The organism is Enterobacter vonholyi, from assembly GCF_040834095.1.
GTDB lineage: Bacteria > Pseudomonadota > Gammaproteobacteria > Enterobacterales > Enterobacteriaceae > Enterobacter > Enterobacter vonholyi.
Genome location: NZ_CP162152.1, coordinates 617,906 through 635,544, shown reverse-complemented (window position 1 = coordinate 635,544; position 17,639 = coordinate 617,906). Strand labels below are relative to the sequence as shown.

Sequence of the window (17,639 nt, the reverse complement as noted above, 5' to 3'; positions counted from 1 at the left end):
ACCGGTTTCCGTGATTGTGAAGAGGATCCAGAAATCAGCCGTTCGGTATATTTGTTACTGAAGAGATATTTACAGAGCATAAATTCTTATGACAGATTACGCAGGATATTTGTCAGGAGGAAACAATGAGTTTGCAGTCTGTACAGCAGTTTTTTGCCGACAACGCGCCGGATATAGACGTCATTGAACTTAGCCAGAGTACCGCTACCGTTGCGTTGGCTGCTGCCGCCCACCGTGTGGAACCGGGACAAATCGCCAAGACCTTGTCACTAAAGGTGAAAAATGAGGTGATTCTGGTGGTAGCGAAAGGCGATGCGCGTCTGGATAACAAAAAGCTGAAAGACACCTTTGGTGCAAAAGCGCGCATGCTCAGCAGTGATGAAGTGGTGACCATAACCGGTCACCCCGTTGGGGGCGTGTGCCCGTTCGGCCTGGAAAACCCGCTCGCGGTTTACTGCGATGTCTCGTTAAAGCAGTACGCCGAAGTGCTGCCCGCCGCAGGCGCAATTCACAGCGCTGTGCGTATCTCACCTGACAGAATGGCAGAGCTGACTTCCGCAAAATGGGTGGATGTTTGCATCTGATTGATGCGCCAGAAACTGTCTGGCGCGCAACAGGCAGGTTATAAAAAGGTCGGCTTGCTAAGCGTCGGACTTCGCGGTTCTCTTGCCGAAAGGTGGGTAATAATATCTGCCGCATCGAGCAACCCTACGTCAGAGTTCACCCCCAGCTTCACCATCGCATTAAACTTATGCGCCCGGATGGTCTTAATATTGCGTTCAAGCCGTGCCGCGATTTGAGGAATGGAATACCCGCAAGACATATAACGCAATATTGCCCTTTCCGTTGGGCTTAACATTCTGCTTTGACTCCGGTACCAGTGATTCATCATATTGTCATTGATGCACAAGGTTTCACTCAACAACACCATGAGTTCCTTCTGCAGGAGCTCAAGCGTCAACGATTTACTAACCACACCGTGAAGGCGTGACGGGGAAAGATAGCTAATTAATCTTGCTTCCATCTCGTCAGCGACCAGGATGATGCGCTGGATATGACCATGCGTAAACGCAAAATCCCGCAGGTGCGCCAGGCAGCTACGACGCTCTTCCCGCGCATCGGAATATGAATAGATCAGCGAGAAAAAATTGACGTGCTGAAGTGCTTTCTTAAAACTGTCAAATTCACTAAACAGATGCAGTTGGTAATGATTCAGGCCGGGCATCGCAAAAAGATGCTTTAGCCCAACAGCACTCATCGTGCAATTTTCGACGATGGCAATATGGCTTGTTGAATCGGTTTTTTCCATTCTTCGAACTCTCCATAGGCTGACATCAAACTCAGCTCTCGCATTCCCTGTGTACTGTTTATCCAGGCGTACATATCGGCGTTACTGCGTAATGAAAGTCGTCGCATCGCACTGTTTTTCTGCGCACTGATGGTTTTATTGCTCTTCTTGAGCAATGTGGCGATTTGGTTGATCCCCCATCCTTTACCTAACAGTCTCAATACCTTGCGCTCGGAGTGCGTGAGGGCGATAACATGTTCGTCTTCCTCCTCTGAACTTAGAGGTTCCGGGGTTAACAACATCTGGCTTACTCGCTCTGCGCGTTCGCGACCTGCCCGTACAGCGTTAATCAGGCCTTCAATGGGTTCCATATCAGAAAGCAACGTACTTTCAGGGCGCACAAGTAACTCAACGGCAATAGGGTTAAGTGGTCGCGAAACTAAAAAGATCCAGTGAATATTCCGGTATTGATTCAATAAACTGAAATACTCTTCAAGCGCCCCTCGAGGATTCCAGTATTCGCCTGAAATGTCGGCAATGATGACGTCAGCGCGGCGTAGCTGGAGCAGCGTTAACTCCTGCAATGAGCTGCAATAGGTCAATTCAAAATCGGGGAAATGGCGAGTCATCACGCCCCCTAACCCGTTTTGCATCACAGGTATCCGGCTGATGATAACGCTATGCTTACCGTGCAAAGACAACATAGACCCTCCGTGTCCATTCTTCATTTGATGAGTAACGTTAAAACGCATCAACGTATGAGTATTTTTGTCCCTGAGTGTAATGCAGGTTAATACAAGTAGAAGATGAGATGTATTGTTAGTATAAGAAATGCCTAAACAGCACTAATATCTCACAAAGCGAAACAAAATTTAATTGCAGTGCCATTAAAATAACTACAATATAAAATTAGAATAACTAAATATAAATAACTTATCTTTCAATATTAATTATTCATGAAAATGATAAATTAATCCCAACCTCTTCCGCACTAAGGGGCGGCAACTGTTTGCATAAACCTTGATCTGGCCCACAGCAAGAGACACTGCACTTTGTGTTAAAAATAATCGCTATGGGCCAACCGGCAACTTTCACCCTTTTTCAGGACAATACATGCAGGCAGATCGGTCAACGCAGCGTGCTATCACGCGGCTATGTATCCAGTGCGGTCTTTTTCTGCTCCAGCACGGCGCGGAAAGCGCGCTGGTTGAGGAGCTTTCCACCCGACTGGGACTGGCGCTGGGTATGGATAGCGTTGAAAGCGCTATTTCATCCAACGCCATTGTGCTGACCACGATCAAAGACGGTCAGTGCCTGACCTCCACCCGCAAAAACCATGACCGTGGCATTAACATGCACGTCGTGACTGAAGTGCAGCACATCGTCATCCTTGCTGAACATAAGCTTCTCGAACTTCGGGAGATTGAAAAAAGGTTCAGCCAAATTAAGCCATTACGTTATCCGCGCTGGCTTGTCGTGTTGATGGTAGGGCTGTCGTGCGCCTGCTTTTGTAAGCTCAATAAAGGCGGCTGGGACGGTGCGATCGTCACCTTTTTCGCCAGCAGCATCGCCATGTATGTTCGCCAGCTGCTGACGCACCGACAGCTGCATCCGCAAATTAACTTCTGTATTACCGCGTTTGTCGCCACCACGGTTTCCGGTCTGCTGCTGCGCCTGCCGCAGTTTGCCAGCACCCCGACGATTGCTATGGCCGCCAGCGTGCTTCTGTTGGTCCCGGGCTTTCCGTTGATAAACGCCGTCGCCGACATGTTTAAAGGGCACATCAATACAGGTCTGGCACGCTGGGCTATTGCCAGCCTGCTGACGCTGGCGACCTGCATCGGCGTGGTCATGGCCATGACACTCTGGGGGTTACGCGGATGGGCGTGATAGATTTTCTGCTGGCGCTGGCACAGGACATGCTTCTGGCCGCCATTCCTGCCGTCGGCTTTGCGATGGTATTTAACGTTCCGCAACGCGCGTTGCCATGGTGTGCACTGCTGGGCGCGATTGGGCATGGCTCGCGCATGGTGATGATGACGGCGGGTTTTAACATCGAATGGTCAACATTTATGGCTTCCATGCTGGTTGGCAGTATCGGTATCCAGTGGTCGCGCTGGTATCTGGCGCATCCCAAAGTGTTCACCGTCGCCGCCGTTATCCCGATGTTCCCGGGCATATCTGCGTACACAGCGATGATTTCCGCGGTGAAAATCAGCCATTTTGGCTACACCGAACCTCAGATGATCCTTCTTCTGAGCAACTTTCTTAAGGCGTCGTCCATCGTTGGCGCGCTCTCTATCGGGCTGTCGATCCCCGGGCTGTGGCTGTACCGCAAACGCCCACGCGTTTGATATTTGTGTTATTTCGCTGCCGTGGAGATAATCCTTCTGGTCCGTTTGGTGAAAATAAGGAAAGGATGTGGCTAACCCTGGCAGCGAACACCCCGAGCACAGCGAAGAATCTAGCCTGAAAGAGAAAATCTTTCAGAGCGCCATCGCGCTTTTTGCCGAGTATGGATTGAACGGTGCCCGCATGGAGCAGATCGCGGAGAAAGCGGGTACGACCAAACGCATGGTGGTTTACCATTTTAAGAATAAAGAGAACCTCTATCTCCTGGTCCTGGAACATGTTTACACTCAGATTCGCGCCAGTGAAAAAGCGCTAAGCCTGGCGGGAATGCCTCCCGTCGAAGCGCTGGTCAATCTGGTTGAAGCTACCTTTGACTATCATGCCGACCATCCGGATTACATCCGGATTATCTGCATGGAAAACATGCAGCGCGGCCGCTTTATGCAGCAGTCGAACTATCTTCGTCAGGTCAACCGTAGCGCGCTCGACCTGCTGGAGGGCATCCTGCACCGGGGCAAAGAAAAACAGCTATTCAGCCAGACCGTTGACGCCCGCGATCTTCACCGCCTGATAAGCAGCTTCAGCTTTCACTACGTTGCCAACAGCTACACCTTTACGCTGTTGTTTGAAGATGGCGCAGACGAACAGGCTCAGCGCGAGCACTACCGCAAAATGGCCGTTCAGGTAGCGCTCCGTTACACCTGCCCATAAAATTGCTTGCAATTAAATTGTACACTATCTATATTCATCTCATGAACGCGAAAACGAACGACGCAACCGCTGCGCTCAAGCTGGATAACCAGCTCTGCTTTGCCCTCTATTCGGCAAATCTGGCGCTTAATAAGCTGTACCGGCAGCTGCTGGCACCGCTGAACCTGACTTACCCGCAATATCTGGTGATGCTGGTGCTGTGGGAGCAGGATGACATAACGGTGTCGGACATCGGCGAACGGCTGTTTCTGGACTCTGCGACGCTGACGCCGCTGTTGAAGCGGCTGGAAAGTGCCGGCCTAATCAACCGTCACCGTTCGCGTAAAGACGAACGTCAGGTCGCCGTCACCCTGAGTGAAGCGGGACGTGAGCTCCAGCAGCAGGCATTGGGTATTCCCGATGCGGTTGGTTGCGCAGCGCAGTGTGATACTGACACCCTGCTGGCGCTCAAACAGCAGCTCGAACTTTTGCGACAACAGCTACACCGCGCGTAACGCTATACTTTACGCGTTATTATTTACCCACATATATCGCACGCTATTTAATAGCACATATCAAAACAAGATGAGGAACCTGCCATGTCTTTAGAAAAAGTTGTTTATACCGCCAAAGCAAAAGCCACCGGTGGCCGTGACGGCCGTGCCACCTCCTCCGATGGCGTACTGGACGTCAAACTGGGTGTGCCAAAAGAGATGGGCGGCATGGGCGGAGAAGTGACTAACCCTGAGCAGCTGTTTGCTGCGGGCTACTCTGCCTGCTTCCTCGGCGCGATGAAGTTCGTGGCCGCACGCGACAAATTTACCCTGCCAAAAGAAGCCTTTATTGAAGGCGAAGTGGGGATTGGCCCGCTGCCAACCGGTTTTGGTATCGAAGCAAAGCTGAACATCCATGTTGAAGGTATGGATCCGGCGGAAGCTAAAAAGCTGGTCGATGCGGCACACATTGTTTGCCCGTACTCTAACGCGACCCGCGGCAACATCGACGTCACGCTGAACATCATTGCGTGATAACTGCCTGATGGCGCTGCGCTTATTCGGCCTACGACTGTAGCCCCTGTAAGCGCAGCACCACCGGGGAAATCCCCTCCTTCCCTTTCCCCTCTCTGTGCTACCATAAGCCCATATCACGCCCGTAGTAATCAGTAGAGTAAGCGTTATGTCCTCCAGAATTCTGACCACCAGCATTGCTGGCATTGATGCCTTTATGCGCGACCCACGCGGTGTGTTGACCCACGCCGAAGGCGGCACGGTTGCCGTTTTTGCCGACAACGCGCCGGCGTTTTACGCAATCACGCCGGAACGTCTGGCACTGCTTCTGGAGATTGAAGCGCAACTGTCACGCCCGGCGAGCGATGTCACGCTGGACAACCAGTTCTTTGATGAACCGGTTAACGTTCCCGTGACCGTTCCAATGGGAAAATTTGCTCTTTACACGGGCTGGCAGCCGGATGCGGATTTTCAGCGGCAGGCCGCGCTGTGGGGGATTGCGTTAACCCAACCGGCCACCGCGGAAGAGCTTGCCGCGTTTACCGCCTGGTGGCAGGCGGAGGGTAAAATCTTCACCCATATTCAGTGGCAGCAAAAGCTCGCGCGTCATCTGCAAATTACCCGCGCCGGCAACAATGGCCAGCCAAAACGCGACATCAACGCGTTTTCAGAACCGGATAAACAGATCCCCAGCGGATTCCGAGGTGCGAAATGAAGAACGTCGGCGACCTGATGAAACGTCTGCAAAAAATGATGCCTGCCAACGTGAAGCCTGCTTTCACCACCGGTGAAGAGCTGCTGGCGTGGCAAAAAGAGCAAGGTAAGATCCGCGCCGCCGCGCTTGCCCGCGAAAATCGGGCGATGAAAATGCAGCGCACCTTTAACCGTTCCGGTATCCGTCCCCTGCACCAGAACTGCTCGTTCGATAACTATAAAATTGAGACCAACGGGCAGATGAACGCCCTTGCCGCCGCCCGTCAGTACGTGGATGAATTCGACGGCAATATCGCCAGCTTCATTTTTAGCGGCAAGCCGGGCACCGGCAAAAATCACCTTGCTGCCGCCATCTGCAACGAGCTGCTTCTGCGCGGTAAATCGGTCCTCATCATCACCGTGGCCGATATCATGTCCGCGATGAAAGACACCTTCAGCAACCGCGAAACCAGTGAAGAGCAATTGCTTAATGATTTAAGCAATGTCGATTTACTGGTCATCGACGAGATTGGCGTTCAGACGGAATCCCGCTATGAAAAAGTGATCATCAACCAGATTGTCGATCGCCGCTCCTCGTCCAAACGCCCCACCGGCATGCTGACGAACCACAACATCGACGAAATGACCCGCCTGCTGGGGGAACGCGTTATGGACCGCATGAAGCTGGGTAACAGTCTTTATGTCATCTTCGACTGGGAAAGTTACCGCAGCCGCGTTACCGGCAAAGAGTATTAAGACAGTTCCAGGAATCGCCGACAGGGCATAGGTATATACTGGAACCCCTCGGCCCAAAACGGACCTTTTTGAGAGAGCCATAATGAAAAAACAGATTCTAATCAGCACCTTTTTAGGCGCGCTGCTGGTGACCGGTGCAGCGCAAGCGGCGTCCTGGCAGGAGTCCCTGTCAAGCGCAGCAAATGAGCTGACCAAAGAGAGCAGCAGCTCTCAGGGTGGACTCTCCGCCTCTTCTCTTACCAGCCTGCTGGGCAACAGCTCCCAGAGCCTTAGCGCGGGCACGATGAACAACGCGGCGGGGATTCTGGAATATTGCGCGAAGCAAAAGCTGGCCTCCGTGACCGACGCGCAAAACGTGAAAAACCAGGTGCTTGGTAAACTGGGTCTGGATACCCAGGAGCAAAAAGCGGACACCAACTATATGGACGGCATTCAGGGCCTGCTTAACGCACAAAACGGGCAGCAGCTGAATCTGAGCACCCTCGGCAACTCTTCTCTGGCAAAACAGGTCAAAACCAAAGCCTGCGATCTGGTGCTGAAACAAGGCGTTAATTTCATCTCCTGATCCACCCCATTTTCTGCCACAACACGCCGCGTTTAATGCGATAGTCTTGCAGCGCGGCGCTAAATGAGCGTTTTCCCCACCTGCCACCGCCTCAGCGTCCGTTTGTCAGGATGTGCACGTCTTCATAAAAACGATTTTCTAAACCAAATCCTAACAACAGCACACTTTCGTGACACTAAAATTGCAGCTTAACGACATCGCAATTACATTGTATGACCCAAAAAATAAACAGTTAGCCAGCGAATTATCTGGCGTCACGAGGATATGCTGTTGTCTGAATTCATGTCTCTTATCCTTTTTCTGGCTTCCGTCGGCGTTTACGCCTGGAAAGCAGGCCGTCATACCTGGTGGTTTATCGCCACGCTGGTGGTGCTCGGCATTTTTATTATTTTAAACATTACCTTATACGCCAGCGATTACTTTACCGGTGACGGTATTAACGATGCGGTGCTCTACACGCTGACAAACAGCCTGACGGGCGCGGGTGTGGGCAAGTACATTCTGCCGGGGCTCGGCCTTATCGTCGCGCTGGTGACGATATTTGGCGCGCTGGCCTGGGTGCTGCGTCGACGTCGCCATCATCCGCACCATCATGGCTACAGCCTGCTGGCGTTATTCCTGGCGCTGGCCTCCGTCGACGCCAGCCCGGCGTTCCATCAGATCACCGAGCTGGTGAAATCGCAGTCGCGCGATGGCGATCCGGATTTCGTGGCTTACTACAAAGAACCGTCGAAAACGATCGCCAACCCGAAGCTCAACCTGGTCTACATCTACGGTGAAAGCCTGGAACGCACTTACTTTGATAACGATGCATTCCCGAACCTGACGCCGGACCTGGGTGCGCTGAAAAATGAAGGGATCGATTTCAGCCACACCATGCAGCTGCCCGGTACGGATTATACGATTGCCGGGATGGTTGCCTCCCAGTGCGGTATTCCGCTGTTCGCGCCTTTTGAAGGTAACGCCTCAGCCTCCATGTCGACCTTCTTCCCACAGAATATTTGCCTCGGCGATATCCTGAAAAACTCCGGCTACGAAAACTATTTTGTGCAGGGGGCAAACCTGCGCTTTGCCGGAAAAGATGTGTTCCTGAAATCCCACGGTTTTGACCACCTGTATGGCTCAGAAGAGTTAAAAACGACGGTTGCCGATCCGAGCTACCGCAACGACTGGGGCTTCTATGACGATACGGTACTCGACGAAACCTGGAAGAAATTCGAGGAGCTGTCCCGCGCGGGCAAGCGTTTCTCTCTCTTTGCGCTGACGGTGGACACACACCATCCGGACGGGTTCGTCTCGCGCAGCTGCACGCGCAAAAGCTATGACGTGGACGGCAAAAACAACAAATCTTTCAGCGCCGTCACCTGTAGTCAGGAACACATTGCCGCGCTGGTCGAGAAAATCAAAGCCTCGCCCTGGTTTAAAAACACCGTCATCGTCGTTTCGTCTGACCATCTGGCGATGAAAAACAGCGCATGGGATCAGCTCAATAAGCAGGATCGCAGCAACCTGTTCTTCGTCCTGCGCGGTGACCAGCCGCAGCAGGAGACGATCGCCACCAAACGCAACTCCATGGATAACGGCGCAACCGTGCTGGACATTCTGGGCGGCGACAACTTTATTGGCCTTGGCCGCAGCACGCTGTCGGGGCAGTCCCTGTCGGAAGTGTTCCTCAACATGAAGGATAAAATCCTCGCCTGGAAGCCAGACATTATCCGCCTGTGGAACTTCCCGAAAGAGATGAAGGACTTCACCGTCGATCGGGATAAAAACACGATTGCCTTCTCGGGCAGCAGCTTCCGTCTGCCGCTGCTGGTGCGCGTGTCGGAAGGGCGCGTTGAGCCGCTGCCGGAAAGCGAATATTCCGCGCCGCTGCGCTATCAGCTGGCCGATTTCGCGCCACGCGATAATTTTGTCTGGGTCGACCGATGCTACAAAATGGGCCAGCTCTGGTCGCAGCCGCTGGCGCTTTCTACCGACTGGTGCGTCTCTCAGGGTCAGCTCGGCGGGGAGCAAACCGTGCAGCACGTTGATAAGGCGCAGTGGAAGGGCAAAACCGCGTTCAACGATACGGTGATTGATACCGCGCGCTATCAGCACAACATCGACATGCTGAAAATCAGCGATAACGATATTCGCTACAAAGCGGATAGCTTTATCTTTAACGTGGCCGGCGCACCGGAAGAAGTGAAGCAGTTTAGCGGCATCTCGCGTCCGGAGTCCTGGGGGCGCTGGTCCAACGCGCAGCTGGGCAATGAGGTGAAAATTGAATACGCCCATCCGCTGCCGGAACAGTTCGACCTGGTGATCACCGCCAGAGCGTATGGCCCCAATGCTAACAAGCCCGTACCCGTGCGCGTGGGGGATCGGGAGCAGACGTTAACGCTTGGATACGACGTGAGCACACAAACGCTGCATTTTGAGAATCCTTCGCGCAGCAATACCCTGGTGATCGTGCCGCCGGACCCGCAGTCCACGAATGAGGGAAATATCCTTGGGCACTCACCGCGCGAGATCGGAATTGGCATGGTCGAAATCAAAATCATCAGCAAAGCGGGTTAATGCGCGTCGCGCCCGGCGTTCTGCCGGGCGCTTATGAAAATAAATAATCCTTTACAAGCCTTATAAATTAGATAAAAACACTTTATATAAGCCGTTTTTATCTATAAATATCCCGCCAAAAACCAAATAAATAAAATGTGCAGCTCCTGAAATCACCACGGAGCGTTACGCACTTTTATCATGCTAACCGGCTATAAGTTCGAATCCATCCGGGCACTGCGCAGCGAAAATGTGATTGCCTGGGAGGTATTGTCCACGGCAAAGCCCCACGTCGATCTTGAAGACTACTTTGGCTCGATGTCCTCGACGCTGCGTAAGGCGCACTTCTTTGCGCAGCTTCGTCATGCCATGTTTTGCGAAGAGGGCGACAAGTATTACCTCAATGCGACATCGGATTTACTGCTGGAAACGGACTTCCTCGACAGGCTCAAAGAAGAAACACCCTGCCCGGAGAGACTTGCTATCGAGGTCACCGATCTCCATACGATGGTACAACTCGACGATACGCAAAGCCGGGCGCTGAGGAAATGCATCGCAACGCTCCATCAGTGGGGAATAGAAGTGTGGGCAGACGATGTTTGCGAAGACCTTCTTCCCGAACTTTTGACCAGCCAGATCCGCTTCTGCGGCATCAAAATTGACAAACATACCTTCTGGAACGGACGGATCGAGCAGGCAAAGTTTCTGCATCTCACCCGCCAGTGCAAGCGCATCGCCAGCAAGGTACTGATCGAAGGCATCGAAACCGCGGGTGATTTCGCGCTGGCCCGCGCCAGCGCGGCCGATTACGGCCAGGGCTATCTGTGGGGTAGAAAATGACCCCTTTCATTCTGAATGCTGGCTATCAGGTTATCGTTCTGAGCGGGAATACGTTTTTATGGCTTGGCCTCACTTCGATGATCTCGACGGCCGTAACCCCTCGCCCGGAGATGTATTGGATCCATGACGTTAATCCGGAAGGGCTTTTGCGCCTGCAGGAACGGCTGCTCAATACACACGCTGGAGAGAACTGGCTGGTATTTACGGATGCAGCGCGGGTCTGCGACGTTCACGCCTTCCTGCGCAACGAGCGGGTCCGAGTGGTCGCGGACAACCTCTCTTTTGCGCAGCTAAGCCACTGTTTTAGCGACACGACATTCGCCTTCGAAAACGCCGCCATGCTCTCGTATCAGGAGAGACGGGTTTGCATGTTGCTCCATAAAGGATTCAGTCCGGTTCGCATCGCAAAAATCATGAATAAGTCCCCTAAAACGATCTACACCCACAAGCGTAACGCGATGAACAAATTTTGCTGCCACAGCCTGGCGGAATTCCATCGAAAACTCTGCCTGCTGGACGCTCAGTCATTCGCTTTGTAATTCCACTGTTACTCACGTCAGGAAATAAAATCATGAAAATTATTCCCACCGTTGCATGTTGTTCCGTTCTCCTGCTTCCTGCTGCTGCGATCGCCGCAGACAGTAGCGCAAGCGCGACGATGCACGTATCACTTGAGGTCGTAAAGTCGTGCACCCTCAAAGCCAACGACCTCAACTTCTCGCGTCACGGCTCCGATGAGTCGAGCGAAATCCAGGCCAAAACGCAGGTCGATATCGTCTGTACCAACGGCACGCCTTTCACCCTCACCGCCACCAGCAACGACGGCGAAAACGGAACCTTCTGGCTGAAGCCGGAAAACGGCGAAACGGGCGCACAGAAGATTGCGTGGAAACTCTTTGCCGACGAAGGCAAACAGACGCAAATCACCGGCACGAATGGCCTGGACGATACCGGCAACGGTGTGGAACAGGAGGAAACGCTGTATGGCGTCATTGAAGCCGGGGCGCTGACAACCGCCCAGGCAGGTACCTACAGCGACGATATCACGTTAAAACTGGAGTACTGATCGTGCGTCGCTACCTTCCCTGCTTCATTCTATGGCTCATGATGCTGGCGCTGCTGTCACGCTACGCGCTGGCCGCCACGCTTCAGGTGGCCCCGGTAACGCTCGATCTGCAGAGCGACCAGCGGGCAGCGGCGGTCTATCTCACTAACAGTGGGAAAGAGGCCATCCATGCGCAGATTCGGGTGTACGAATGGATGCAAAAAAACGGTAAAGATGTTCTGGTGAACACCGGGGAGGTGGTCACCAGCCCGGCGATGACATCACTGGCGCCGGGCCAGCAGCAGCTGGTGCGCATTATCGTCATGCAGCCAGGCAACCGTGCAAAGGAGCAAAGTTACCGGCTGGTCATCGACGAACTGCCGGACGCCACGTCCCGCGCCGCCAATCCCACCGCGGTGCACTTCCTGCTGCGCTACTCGATTCCGGTGTTTATTGCCGGGAACCAGAGCGCGCCCGTCAGCCACGATGCCCTGAGCTGTGAGCAGGCAGACATACCGGCCACTCTCCGCTGCTTTAACGCCGGAAACCGCCATATCCGCCTGAGCCACCTTGAGGCCCTGACGGCCGATGGGCAGGTTGTAGGGTCGATTAAAGGCCTGGCGGGCTATGTGCTCCCGGGACAAATCGCCCTTTTATCGCTCAAGCAGCCCTCACGACACGCGCTCAGCTCGCTGCGCGTCTATCTCAATGATGACCATCATGCCAGCCAGATACCCCTGCGCCCGCTCGCTTCTCGCGCTCCTGTTTTGGCTACCGCTCATGCTGTCAGCCAGGGCTGAACCCACCGACACCGTACAATGGCTGGCCATTACCGTGAACCACGCCCCGCGAGGCGAGCTGTGGGCCTGCCGGGTGGTGGATAATGCGCTATGGATAAGGCGCAGCGACATGAAAAAGCTGGGGCTTCACGCCCCGGACGATCGCGCAGAGTGGGTTGAGCTGACCTCCCTGCCGGGCCTGAAGGTCAATCTCGACGTGCTGTCCCAGCAGTTGTCGATTACCGCAGAAGCAGACGCGCTCGAGGGCCAGCAGCATCTGACCGTCTCAAGGCCCACGCCGATGTACCGCTATCCTGATGCGCAGCCCGTCAACGCCTATACGCTCGGATACGCGCTCTACGCCAGCGACGTGCAGGGGAAGCGCCAGCTTAACGCCCAGACCATGCTGACCGCGTCCGGAGGGCTACCCGGAACGTTCAGCAGCAGTTTTTCAAGCCATGCCGGGGAGGAAAACAGCGCCGGTCGGCCTACCCACACCCGTCTCGAAACCCGCTGGCAGTGGGACAACACCGACTCGCTGACCACGCTGGCGCTGGGCGACAGCATCACCACCGGCACCCGCTGGAGCCGGCAGGTACGCTTTGGCGGTCTGCACTGGGCACGTAACTTTGAGCTTAATCCCCAGCTCAATACCGAACCGCGCAGCCGCTACAGCGACACGGCCGTGCTACCTTCCACGGTCGATCTATATATCGACGGCCTAAAGCAAAGCAGCCAGCGCGTCACGCCGGGAGACTTTCTGCTGGATACCCTGCCGTCCTTCACCGGCAGCGGGCAGGCGGAGGTGGTGATTACCGATATCAACGGTCAGCGTCGCGCCGTACAGCTCGATCTCTACGGCGCCCCGGGCATGCTGGCGGAAGGGCTCAGCAGCGGTTCGCTGGACATCGGCTGGATGCGGGAAAACTACGCCCTGCACTCCGACGACTATGCCGCCTCGCCGCTGCTGGACGCGGGCTGGCGCTATGGAGTGAATAATCACCTGACGCTGGCGCTGCATACGGAGCAGCAGCGCAGGCTGCACAACGTGGGCACGGGCGCTGACTGGCTGGTCTCCCCCGCCGTAGGGGTGGTCAGCCAGCACGTTGCCGTGAGCGATAGCCCTTACGGTCAGGGCGTTCAGTGGGGCCTCGGCTGGCAGTGGAACGGCAGAGGAACGGGCATTTCTGCCAGCACCGTCCGTACCGGGGCGGATTTCGCCGACAACGCCCGCATGAGCGGTGCCGCGCCCGTCAGGCGCAGCGACAGCGTGTGGGTAAGCCAGTCCGTCCCCCATTTCGGTACCGTGGGCGCGGGCTGGGTACAGCAGAACATTCAGGGCAGCACAGAGCGCTACCTCAACGCCTCCTGGTCGGTGTCGCTGCCGGCACACATCTCCACCACGCTGAGCTATACCCGCTCGTTTACGGATGCGTCGAGTCACGTTCAATTGCTGTTTTCCGTCCCATTGAGTCGCGAGGACACGCTCTCCGCTCAGGCCAGCCGGGATACGCCGCGCATGGATTACCGCCACCAGCCGGACGATGAGGCCGGCGGCTGGTCATGGGAGCTGGGCCAGGGCTTTGGCGAACGACGTGAAAGATATGCGGACGTAGGCTATCTGGGCCGAGCGGGCGAATGGCACGTTGGGCTGCAGCAGGGTGCCAGCCAGGGCAACCAGTACGCCTCCGCCGAAGGTAGCCTGACGCTGCTGGACGGCAGCCTGCACGCGCTGCGCTACATCCAGCAGGGCATGGCGCTGGTCTCCACGCACGGTATTGGGCACGTACCGGTGATGCTGGAAAACCGCCCGGCCGGTGAAACGGATGAGGACGGTTATCTCCTGCTGACCGACCTGCCGCGCTACCACAACAGCAAAGTCAGCATTAACCCGCTCGATCTGCCCGCCGATGTGATCGCCCCCGTCACCGACATGCATGCCAGGCCGGGCAACAGCAGCGCGGTCAAAGTCGATTTTAACGTCCATCACGCCGTCACGGTTCAGGCCCGGCTGGTCGACAGCCGCCGCAGGCCGCTCCCGCTGGGCAGCGTCGTGTCAACGCCGCAGGGTGCCACCATCGTGGGACGCGATGGCTTTATCTGGCTTGAAGATCCGCCCCTGCCGGGTGAACTGGTGGTGAAAACCGGTGAGGGAGCGTGCCGGGTCACGCTTCCGGCGCCCCGTACCGCGTCATCTATACAGAATATCGGAGAACAACTGTGTCATTAAGAGCACCGTTATTATTGCTGCTCGTCCTGTCCGTGAAGGCGATGGCGGCAGCCTGCTGGATAACCTCCATGCCCGCCATTAACTTTGGCAACGTCGTGGCGGGCAATACCACCTCCGTCAACACCGAGGTCAAGTTTAGCTGCCAGGCCGACAACGAGGGCAGGACGGAATATCTCAACGTCTGCCTGAGCAGCGTAGACGCCCCGCCCTTTGAGATGATCTCGCCGGGGGACCAGGAGGGAAAACAGTACACCCTCCTCTTCCGCCTGCTGAACGGCGCAGCGCGCTCTCAGGAGCTGGGGCCTGCCAGCAGCGGGAACCTGATTCAGCAGACTCTGGCCGCGCAAAGCAATGCCAACGTCAGCGGTACCTTTCCGCTTATCGCTACCATTCCGGCAGGGCAAAGCCAGCTTCCGGCCTACCACTATTACAACTACAACATGAATCTGCGTATCGCCTGGCACAGCGCCCTGCGTCAGGATGCCCTGCAAAACTGCTCGGACGGTTCCGCAGAGGGGGAGCAGGTGCAGGGCGGCACCAGCGCGCAGGCTGAAATCAGCCAGGGGTGCTACATCGAGCGCGTGACGCCCCTTAACTTCGGCACCCTGACCAGCACCGCGACCCTGCGTCCGACGCGTTCCACCGCCACCCTCACCACGCGCTGTCCGGCCGGAACCGCGTTCACCCTTGCCATGGGCAAAGGCAACCATGCCAGCGGTAACCAGCGGCAGCTCTGCAACAGCGAGGGCCAGTGCCTGCGCTACGGGCTCTGGCAGGATGAGGCGGCCACGCAACGCTGGGGAGATCAAAGCAGCGGCGATGCGCTGCAGGTCACCAATCCCGCTGGCGGCACCCAGAACTACACCGTTTATGGCGAGGTCCCGGCACAGCCGCTAACCGGTACCGGGGAATTTATTGATGACGTGATTATCACGCTGACTTATTAAACCACCCAAAATCCTGTCTGGATCAATGTTATCGGTAACAATGGCGTTAAAATAGCCAGCAATGCAGCCCGGAAGGCGTAGATCTTCTCTTTTATTTTTTATCTCTGTTTTTATTACAACAACTTATGAAATACCTGCTTGCTGACGCCATCGTCTATAACGACGAGGACGGTTCTGTTTCTCTTATCAATGCGCCGGATGAGAATGCGCAGCTCCTCACCTGTACGGCCAATACCATCATGAAGCTGCTGGTTCAGCATCATGGGAACGTGGTTGAACGGGAAACCTTTCTCCAGGAAGTCTGGGATCGGCGAGGGCTCCAGGGATCTAACAACTCCTTAAACCAGTACATCAGCATTCTGCGCAAGATGCTGGCGGCCCTGCTTCCCGACGCGCTGCTTATCGTTACCGTACCGAAAACGGGCTTTATGCTCAGCGCGGACGTCACGGTCACTCCGCTGGAGGAGGCTCCGCCGACCGCCGAAACGGCAAAACCTGCATGGCGCGTTCGCCCGGAATGGCTGTTCTGCGGCGCGCTCACGCTGGTCGTCGTTGCGCTATGCCTCTGGATCGCGCTGATCAAGCCAGAAAATTCACAAAGGGAGATCCATCTGCTGACGCATATCGGCACCTGCCCGGTCTACACCTTTACGCCGCTGGCGGACGTGTTTCACGGGAAGGCAATAACGCTGGCGCAAACGCTTCAGAAGGACGGCCATCTTCCGTGCCTGAAAAATTCAATTTTCTACATGCACATTCAGAGAACGCTTTTCTACGGCCACGAAGGGCGGCTGGTGCTCTCCCAATGTTCCCTCACGCGGGGTAAAGCCAGCGCCTGTCGTACGCTTTACTATTACGAGTGGTGATATGAGACACAAAAAAGTTTGGCTAATCCTGTTCCTCAACCTGCTGCTGCTGGGCGCCGTGACGGCGTGGTACTTTCACACGCCCCCGCTGTCGGTGGCCTGCGATGGAAACCTGACCTTCTCCGACCGGCGCGACAGCCACGATTTCACCTTTGACGGTGAGATCATTATGCGTTTTCATCCCGACAAAACGGGGTATATCACGGTTAACGGCAGCGTGGTGAATGCCCCGCGCAGCTGGGAGGTTTCCCGCCAGGAGATGTTTAAATGGCGTCACGTGGAGGGCGAACTGTATGAGATTGCTATTCAAAAAGTGGAGCGTTTTAGCCATGACGCCATGCCGCCCGGGGTCTTTGAAAAATACGTTGCCGGCCTGACGCTGGGCAATAAAAGGCTCCTGACAATAGAGCGCACGCCGGAAGACGCGCTGGTGATCAGCAATTTCTATTCGCCGGTGCTGATCTGCTCGGAATAATGTCGACGGGTCAGGCTATACTTGCCGCCATGACCATTCGCATTCGCCCTACCACCCGCAACGACGTTGCCGCCCTGCCCGCCATTGAACGCGCGGCGGCCGGGCGCTTCCGTGGCTTCCCGGCACTCGCCTGGCTTGCCGACGGCGAGGTCATTTCCACTGACCAACACCTCGGCTATGTCGAACGCGGGCTAAGCTGGCTGGCGCTGGCAAACGACCAGCCCGTCGGGTTTATCCTCGCCGAAGCCCATCCGTCATCACTGTTTATTGTCGAACTCTCGGTCAATCTGCACTGGCAGGGAAAAGGGATCGGCAGGCTGCTCATCGCCTGCGTGGCAGACCATGCACGTAAAAGGGGGCTGACAGCGCTGACGCTGACGACGTTCAGGGACGTCCCGTGGAATGCGCCGTTCTATGCTCGGCTGGGGTTTGAAAAAATGACGACGCTGACGCCTGAACTGCGTCGGAAAAGGGAAGAAGAGACAGCGCACGGCTTCGCGTATGAAACGCGCTGCGCCATGCGCCTGCCTCTGTAATATCGCCCGGTAGCGCTGCGCTTACCGGG

The 17,639-nt window shown here is 55.5% G+C and carries 21 protein-coding genes; 19 read left to right on the top strand and 2 right to left on the bottom strand.

Annotated elements, in window-relative coordinates; genetic code table 11:
• Window positions 1–125: 125 nt before the first annotated feature.
• Window positions 126–584 carry a YbaK/EbsC family protein gene (locus tag AB3N39_RS03000; RefSeq protein ID WP_115876508.1) on the top strand — a complete coding sequence of 153 codons (459 nt, stop codon included), beginning with the start codon at window positions 126–128 and terminating at the stop codon, window positions 582–584.
• A 38-nt stretch (window positions 585–622) separates the two neighbouring features.
• Here the strand turns inward: AB3N39_RS03000 and bglJ are convergent, their stop codons facing one another.
• Together bglJ and AB3N39_RS02990 are read right to left on the bottom strand one after the other, a co-directional pair.
• A complete protein-coding gene (gene bglJ / locus AB3N39_RS02995) occupies window positions 623–1,258 on the bottom strand; it encodes a DNA-binding transcriptional activator BglJ (protein WP_115876511.1) in 636 nt (211 codons plus the stop codon).
• Window positions 1,255–1,992 carry a LuxR C-terminal-related transcriptional regulator gene (locus tag AB3N39_RS02990; RefSeq protein ID WP_367897065.1) on the bottom strand — a complete coding sequence of 246 codons (738 nt, stop codon included), beginning with the start codon at window positions 1,990–1,992 and terminating at the stop codon, window positions 1,255–1,257. Before AB3N39_RS02990 ends, bglJ begins: the two co-directional genes overlap by 4 nt.
• Before the next feature lie 409 nt (window positions 1,993–2,401).
• Between AB3N39_RS02990 and AB3N39_RS02985 the strand changes: the two genes are divergently transcribed.
• From AB3N39_RS02985 to AB3N39_RS02900, 18 genes are all read left to right on the top strand, one after another.
• Entirely contained in the window at window positions 2,402–3,178 is a 777-nt protein-coding gene (locus tag AB3N39_RS02985) for a threonine/serine exporter ThrE family protein (RefSeq protein ID WP_115876516.1), read from the top strand.
• Entirely contained in the window at window positions 3,169–3,642 is a 474-nt protein-coding gene (locus tag AB3N39_RS02980) for a threonine/serine exporter (protein ID WP_020885295.1), read from the top strand. The genes AB3N39_RS02985 and AB3N39_RS02980 overlap by 10 nt, the downstream gene beginning before the upstream one ends.
• Before the next feature lie 67 nt (window positions 3,643–3,709).
• Window positions 3,710–4,351: a TetR family transcriptional regulator gene (locus AB3N39_RS02975; protein ID WP_111964103.1), complete on the top strand. Its 642-nt coding sequence runs from the start codon at window positions 3,710–3,712 to the stop codon at window positions 4,349–4,351.
• A gap of 41 nt (window positions 4,352–4,392) precedes the next feature.
• Window positions 4,393–4,845 carry a MarR family winged helix-turn-helix transcriptional regulator gene (locus AB3N39_RS02970; RefSeq protein ID WP_111964164.1) on the top strand — a complete coding sequence of 151 codons (453 nt, stop codon included), beginning with the start codon at window positions 4,393–4,395 and terminating at the stop codon, window positions 4,843–4,845.
• A gap of 84 nt (window positions 4,846–4,929) precedes the next feature.
• Window positions 4,930–5,358 (top strand): organic hydroperoxide resistance protein, encoded by a 429-nt coding sequence (locus AB3N39_RS02965; protein WP_013095463.1) that lies wholly within the window; start codon window positions 4,930–4,932, stop codon window positions 5,356–5,358.
• Between the two features lie 148 nt (window positions 5,359–5,506).
• Window positions 5,507–6,052 carry a primosomal protein DnaT gene (dnaT, locus tag AB3N39_RS02960; protein ID WP_248175340.1) on the top strand — a complete coding sequence of 182 codons (546 nt, stop codon included), beginning with the start codon at window positions 5,507–5,509 and terminating at the stop codon, window positions 6,050–6,052.
• The gene (gene dnaC, locus AB3N39_RS02955) at window positions 6,049–6,786 is read left to right on the top strand and encodes a DNA replication protein DnaC (protein ID WP_014168503.1); all 738 of its coding nucleotides are present in this window, start codon (window positions 6,049–6,051) and stop codon (window positions 6,784–6,786) included. Before dnaT ends, dnaC begins: the two co-directional genes overlap by 4 nt.
• 82 nt (window positions 6,787–6,868) lie before the next feature.
• Window positions 6,869–7,351 carry a DUF2501 domain-containing protein gene (locus AB3N39_RS02950; RefSeq protein WP_073001066.1) on the top strand — a complete coding sequence of 161 codons (483 nt, stop codon included), beginning with the start codon at window positions 6,869–6,871 and terminating at the stop codon, window positions 7,349–7,351.
• A gap of 270 nt (window positions 7,352–7,621) precedes the next feature.
• Entirely contained in the window at window positions 7,622–9,913 is a 2,292-nt protein-coding gene (gene opgB / locus AB3N39_RS02945; protein WP_367897064.1) for a phosphatidylglycerol--membrane-oligosaccharide glycerophosphotransferase, read from the top strand.
• 180 nt (window positions 9,914–10,093) lie between these two features.
• Window positions 10,094–10,732, top strand: a complete 639-nt coding sequence (locus AB3N39_RS02940) for an EAL domain-containing protein (RefSeq protein ID WP_115876526.1) — start codon at window positions 10,094–10,096, stop codon at window positions 10,730–10,732.
• The gene (locus AB3N39_RS02935; protein ID WP_115876527.1) at window positions 10,729–11,271 is read left to right on the top strand and encodes a helix-turn-helix transcriptional regulator; all 543 of its coding nucleotides are present in this window, start codon (window positions 10,729–10,731) and stop codon (window positions 11,269–11,271) included. The genes AB3N39_RS02940 and AB3N39_RS02935 overlap by 4 nt, the downstream gene beginning before the upstream one ends.
• Before the next feature lie 32 nt (window positions 11,272–11,303).
• Window positions 11,304–11,798, top strand: a complete 495-nt coding sequence (locus tag AB3N39_RS02930; protein ID WP_143344621.1) for a spore coat protein U domain-containing protein — start codon at window positions 11,304–11,306, stop codon at window positions 11,796–11,798.
• Window positions 11,799–11,800: 2 nt separating this feature from the next.
• Window positions 11,801–12,577: a molecular chaperone gene (locus tag AB3N39_RS02925; RefSeq protein ID WP_143344620.1), complete on the top strand. Its 777-nt coding sequence runs from the start codon at window positions 11,801–11,803 to the stop codon at window positions 12,575–12,577.
• Entirely contained in the window at window positions 12,498–14,786 is a 2,289-nt protein-coding gene (locus tag AB3N39_RS02920; RefSeq protein WP_367897063.1) for a fimbria/pilus outer membrane usher protein, read from the top strand. Before AB3N39_RS02925 ends, AB3N39_RS02920 begins: the two co-directional genes overlap by 80 nt.
• On the top strand, window positions 14,777–15,733 hold the full coding sequence (locus AB3N39_RS02915; RefSeq protein WP_023326652.1) for a spore coat protein U domain-containing protein: 957 nt from the start codon (window positions 14,777–14,779) through the stop codon (window positions 15,731–15,733). Before AB3N39_RS02920 ends, AB3N39_RS02915 begins: the two co-directional genes overlap by 10 nt.
• Window positions 15,734–15,858: 125 nt before the next feature.
• Complete coding sequence (locus AB3N39_RS02910; RefSeq protein ID WP_367897062.1) at window positions 15,859–16,599, top strand: transcriptional regulator; 741 nt, start codon at window positions 15,859–15,861, stop codon at window positions 16,597–16,599.
• Window position 16,600: 1 nt separating this feature from the next.
• Window positions 16,601–17,074: a hypothetical protein gene (locus AB3N39_RS02905; protein ID WP_023615762.1), complete on the top strand. Its 474-nt coding sequence runs from the start codon at window positions 16,601–16,603 to the stop codon at window positions 17,072–17,074.
• A gap of 29 nt (window positions 17,075–17,103) precedes the next feature.
• Window positions 17,104–17,610, top strand: a complete 507-nt coding sequence (locus AB3N39_RS02900; RefSeq protein ID WP_248175344.1) for a GNAT family N-acetyltransferase — start codon at window positions 17,104–17,106, stop codon at window positions 17,608–17,610.
• Window positions 17,611–17,639 lie beyond the last annotated feature (29 nt).

Bases quoted from the DNA above. Each gene is read 5' to 3' on its own strand.
- AB3N39_RS03000 (WP_115876508.1), top strand. From the start codon at position 126: ATGAGTTTGCAGTCTGTACAGCAGTTTTTTGCCGACAACGCGCCGGAT.
- bglJ (WP_115876511.1), bottom strand. From the start codon at position 1,258: ATGAGTGCTGTTGGGCTAAAGCATCTTTTTGCGATGCCCGGCCTGAAT.
- AB3N39_RS02990 (WP_367897065.1), bottom strand. From the start codon at position 1,992: ATGTTGTCTTTGCACGGTAAGCATAGCGTTATCATCAGCCGGATACCT.
- AB3N39_RS02985 (WP_115876516.1), top strand. From the start codon at position 2,402: ATGCAGGCAGATCGGTCAACGCAGCGTGCTATCACGCGGCTATGTATC.
- AB3N39_RS02980 (WP_020885295.1), top strand. From the start codon at position 3,169: ATGGGCGTGATAGATTTTCTGCTGGCGCTGGCACAGGACATGCTTCTG.
- AB3N39_RS02970 (WP_111964164.1), top strand. From the start codon at position 4,393: ATGAACGCGAAAACGAACGACGCAACCGCTGCGCTCAAGCTGGATAAC.
- AB3N39_RS02965 (WP_013095463.1), top strand. From the start codon at position 4,930: ATGTCTTTAGAAAAAGTTGTTTATACCGCCAAAGCAAAAGCCACCGGT.
- dnaT (WP_248175340.1), top strand. From the start codon at position 5,507: ATGTCCTCCAGAATTCTGACCACCAGCATTGCTGGCATTGATGCCTTT.
- dnaC (WP_014168503.1), top strand. From the start codon at position 6,049: ATGAAGAACGTCGGCGACCTGATGAAACGTCTGCAAAAAATGATGCCT.
- AB3N39_RS02950 (WP_073001066.1), top strand. From the start codon at position 6,869: ATGAAAAAACAGATTCTAATCAGCACCTTTTTAGGCGCGCTGCTGGTG.
- AB3N39_RS02940 (WP_115876526.1), top strand. From the start codon at position 10,094: ATGCTAACCGGCTATAAGTTCGAATCCATCCGGGCACTGCGCAGCGAA.
- AB3N39_RS02935 (WP_115876527.1), top strand. From the start codon at position 10,729: ATGACCCCTTTCATTCTGAATGCTGGCTATCAGGTTATCGTTCTGAGC.
- AB3N39_RS02930 (WP_143344621.1), top strand. From the start codon at position 11,304: ATGAAAATTATTCCCACCGTTGCATGTTGTTCCGTTCTCCTGCTTCCT.
- AB3N39_RS02920 (WP_367897063.1), top strand. From the start codon at position 12,498: ATGCCAGCCAGATACCCCTGCGCCCGCTCGCTTCTCGCGCTCCTGTTT.
- AB3N39_RS02910 (WP_367897062.1), top strand. From the start codon at position 15,859: ATGAAATACCTGCTTGCTGACGCCATCGTCTATAACGACGAGGACGGT.
- AB3N39_RS02905 (WP_023615762.1), top strand. From the start codon at position 16,601: ATGAGACACAAAAAAGTTTGGCTAATCCTGTTCCTCAACCTGCTGCTG.
- AB3N39_RS02900 (WP_248175344.1), top strand. From the start codon at position 17,104: ATGACCATTCGCATTCGCCCTACCACCCGCAACGACGTTGCCGCCCTG.